At 61.6% G+C, this 3,951-nt stretch carries 3 protein-coding genes; all 3 read left to right on the forward strand.

Translation table 11 applies throughout. The annotated features are described in order from the left end of the window. The first annotated feature begins 147 nt into the window (after positions 1-147). Complete coding sequence (locus K1X71_21055) at positions 148-324, forward strand: transposase family protein (protein MBX7075638.1); 177 nt, start codon at positions 148-150, stop codon at positions 322-324. A 471-nt stretch (positions 325-795) separates the two neighbouring features. After that, positions 796-1,407 carry a TetR/AcrR family transcriptional regulator gene (locus K1X71_21060; GenBank protein ID MBX7075639.1) on the forward strand — a complete coding sequence of 204 codons (612 nt, stop codon included), beginning with the start codon at positions 796-798 and terminating at the stop codon, positions 1,405-1,407. Beyond that, the coding region (locus tag K1X71_21065) for a hypothetical protein (protein MBX7075640.1) at positions 1,404-3,951 on the forward strand (2,548 nt) is incomplete at its 3' end. The genes K1X71_21060 and K1X71_21065, both read left to right, overlap by 4 nt.

Genomic DNA, 3,951 nt, shown 5'->3' on the forward strand with positions numbered 1-3,951 from the left:
CTCCAGCGCCTTTTAGCCCACTTGGCCCATGGCGGTCGCTTGGCCGAAAATAGCCCCGAGTATGAAACCTTCTGTAATTACGGCCTGATTCAGCCCATCGCCGCCTGAAAACTGTCCGAACTATTGTCAGACAACAGGAATGCGCTGATGCCTTTGCCGACGTTTCTCGCCGCGATTCCTGATCATCGCCGTTCCCAAGGTCGGCGGCATGGCTTGGAGCACTTGTTGACGTTCGACATTCCGGCGATCCCGTCGGACGCCACGTCGTACCGCAAGATCCAATCCACGAGATCGGTCACCATAACCGGATCGGGTAGCGCCTGACCCGGATGTGGAGCCCGCCGCCCGGTACCGGTGGTACCGAGGATTGGCATGCTCGTTGTTGCACCCTGGTCGAAATCCCGCGCCACACCACAGTGTTTGATACCCGCCAAAAAGACTGGGATGTCCTTGGGCGAGAATGCTAGCCGCATCCGGCGGAACCCTGGTCTCTTCGCCGTGCTGCGCAGTGTCGCCCTCAACTTGCTTTGCTTCAACGGTATCACCTGCAGCCTGGGCATTGTATGACAATGCCCTCAACACTTTGACCGACTACTGGCCCCTCTCAGAGCGCTAGCGTTGCACAGCCCGGACTCTGAGCAGTTTCGGCGGCACTGACCATTCCTTTGGTTTTGCCAAGTATGGCGTGCCTATCTGGCCCCTTTGCCTTATCGCTTCAATCGGCATTTTCATCGATGCCCTTGAAATAATGTACGACGTACAATAATGTACGTCGTACATTATTTATGGTGCCTTATGGATACTTTTCCTCTTTCCTCACGCCGCGAACGCAAGCGCGATGCGCTACGGCAACGCATCGTCGACGTGGCGATGATGTTGTTCGACACCGAAGGTTACGACACCGTCACCATGGAACGTATCGCAGCGGCGGCGGACGTCGCCAAGGGTACGCTCTACAAATATTTTCCGGTGAAAGAAGCGATTGTCGCCGCCTTCATGATCGGCGAGGCATCCGGTCGCGACGAGGAGGTGAGCGCACTCATGGCGAGCGTGCCAGACGTTCGAGGCAGATTGCTAGCTCTGTTCGAAGGCATCGCCGACTGGTCCATCCAGCACCGCGATTACATGGCAGCTTACATCGCTTATCGGCTATCCGAACCGAACTGGTACGCGGCCGGCGACGGCCAACGTACTGGATTTCATCGTCATCTCGCGCGCGTGCTCGAAGCGGGAAAAATCTCCGACGAGCTTCGCGACGATCTGCCTCCGGACTTGGCGGTGGCCTACCTCCAGTCGATGCAGCTTGCGGCAACCTTGAAATGGCTTCATCGACCCGAGACGGATCTAGCGGCTTTGCTACGTCAAGTGCTCAACCTTTTCCTCGAAGGCGCGGGAGTTCGCTCGTGAACACTAAACCGGAATGGTGCTTTTCGTGGGCGGATGCTTTCGCGGCCGGTCCATCCGTGGTCGGCGGCAAGGGCTGGAATCTAGCGCGGCTAGCCCGCTACGGCTTTCGCGTGCCGGTCGGCGGTGTACTGTCCGTGGCGGCCTGCCAGCGATTTCTCGACTATCACGGCCTCCGGCCCGAAGAACTTGCCAAGGCACCGAACCGGATCGACGCGTTGCCGCTTCCCGACGATTTGGCGCAAGCCATCGATGCGGCACTCGAAGGTTGGGATATCGCCGCAACCCCCTTGGCGGTGCGCTCGTCCGCCGTCGCCGAAGATTCGGCAAATGCCTCGTTCGCCGGGGTGCTCGAATCGTTTCTCAACGTACGCCGCCGCGAAGATCTGCATCGCGCCATTCGGCACTGCTGGGCGTCGGCGTGGTCGGCGCGGGCTTGCGCTTATCGCGAACGGATGAGCATCGCGGCAGACGCAACCTGGCCGGCCGTGGTATTGATGGCGCTGGTATTGCCGCGTTCGGGAGACCTAACGGCAGGGGTCGCTTTCTCGTGCGATCCGCGCAGTGGCCGCGAAGATCGGTTCTTCATCGCCGCTAACGACGGCTACGGCGAAACGGTCGTGGGTGGTCACGCCGATCCGGACGAGTTCGTGGTCGAGGTTGGCAGCCACTCGCCCCGACCTTTTGTCGCCGAACGCCGGCTGGGCCGCAAAGAATGCCGCAGCTCGCTCGCCGAGGACGGTGGGACCGAGCAGAAGAGCGTTGCGCCCGTGCCCAACCGCCCCACTCTCGACGACGCCCAACTGTTGCGCCTCGCCCGCTTAATACAGCGCGTCGCTTGGGCGCTGGGCCACGGCGAACAACACCAAGATATCGAGTGGGCGTTCGATGGGGAGGATTTTCACGTCTTACAAGCGCGGCCCGTCACGACGCGGCCGCGCTACACCTATCCCGCTTTGATCGCGCAACCAGAAGTCTGGTCCAACGGCAACTTCCGGGACAGCCTACCGATGGCGCAGTCGGCGCTGATCTGGACGTTGGAGGCGCATCCCATCCGCGTCATCCTGGAAGCGACGTTGCGTGCCGCCGGTTATCCGTTGCTACCCGGCCTTTCCCGGGCGCGATTGTGGCAAGGACGCGGTTATTTCAACTTCGACATCATGCAATGGGAATTCTGGGAGGGTTTCGGCATTTCGCCCGCCTTGACCAATCATTTTACGGGCGGCCATCAGGAAGCGATCACGGTCCCCGCAAAACCTACCTGGTGGTTGCGACTGCGCTGGCTGCTACACAATTTGCGTCTTGCTCGCGCCATCAACCACGCCCGCAAACGGGCAGACGCCGAGTTTAAGCGCCTGTACGAAAAGACGGATTCGCTACGCTGCCGGGATTGGCGTACGCTGCCGGATCGAGCTTTGACCGACAGCTTGCTCGATTTCGGCGCGGTCGACGGCGAACGTAACTTGCATCTGCTGCAATCGACTAGCGCCGCGAGCTGGATGATGTTAGTCGGTTTGCTCAAGCGCTGGTTCGGCACTCGGGCGGAGCAGATCGCCAACGCGCTGCTCATCGATGGCGCGCCTATCACCAGCGCCCAGCACGGTCTCGCGCTGGCGAAATTGGCCGAGGTCGCCGCGACCGATCCTGCGGCGGCGTGCTTTTTTACCGCTGAGCCGTTCGCGCCCGCGGATTGGCGCGAACTGCCCGCCGAGTCGGCTTTTCGCCGTGGTTTCGAAGCGTTTCTGGACGAATACGGTCATCGTTGCGTGTACGAGCTCGACTTGCGCAATCCGCGTTGGCGCGAAGATCCGCGTTGGCTGTTGGAGACGATCCGACCGATGGTGACCGGCGACGAGCACCGGCGCATCGCGCAACGCCGCCGTGAGACGGCGGAAGCGGCCTGGCAAACAGTGTACGCAAAAACGCCGCGCCTGCTGCATGGGTTGATCCACCGTTTGGCCCACCAGTCTGCGCGCGAGGCCGAACAGCGCGAAATGGCAAAGTCGATTCTGGTACGGCAGGCGGAAATATCTCGAATCGTGGCGCTCGAAATCGGCCGGCGTCTGACCGAAAGCGGTCTGCTAGCCACGATGGAAGACGTGTTTCATTGCACCATCGAAGACCTGTGCGAGCTGATGGAGGGCGTTTGGGATGGTGTTGGGCTGGCGGAGCTGGTAGCCGACCGCAAGGTGCGATTGGTGAGTTTGGATGCGGAATCAGCGCCGGATACGCTGGTGGAAAACTGTCCCGTTCGTGCTGGCGCGACCGCCTCGCGGAGCGGCGATCATGCCCTTGCCGGACTTGGTGTGGCGGCTGGCATTGCGACCGGACCGGCTTGCCTCATCGCCGACCCACGTCATGCGGAACGCCTCGCCGCCGGAGACGTGCTCGTGGCGCCTTCCACCGATCCGGCCTGGACGCCGCTCTTTTTGCGCGCCGCCGCTTTGGTGACCGAAACCGGCGGCTTCATCTCGCATGGCGCCATCGTCGCCCGCGAATACGGCATCCCCGCCGTGGTCAACGTTCCCGGCGCTATGCAGCGCATCG

Source organism: Pirellulales bacterium (genome assembly GCA_019694455.1).
Taxonomy (GTDB): domain Bacteria; phylum Planctomycetota; class Planctomycetia; order Pirellulales; family JAEUIK01; genus JAIBBY01.

Excerpts from the sequence above, each read along its gene's own strand:
- K1X71_21060 (MBX7075639.1), top strand. The coding sequence starts at position 796 with ATGGATACTTTTCCTCTTTCCTCACGCCGCGAACGCAAGCGCGATGCG.
- K1X71_21055 (MBX7075638.1), top strand. The coding sequence starts at position 148 with ATGCCTTTGCCGACGTTTCTCGCCGCGATTCCTGATCATCGCCGTTCC.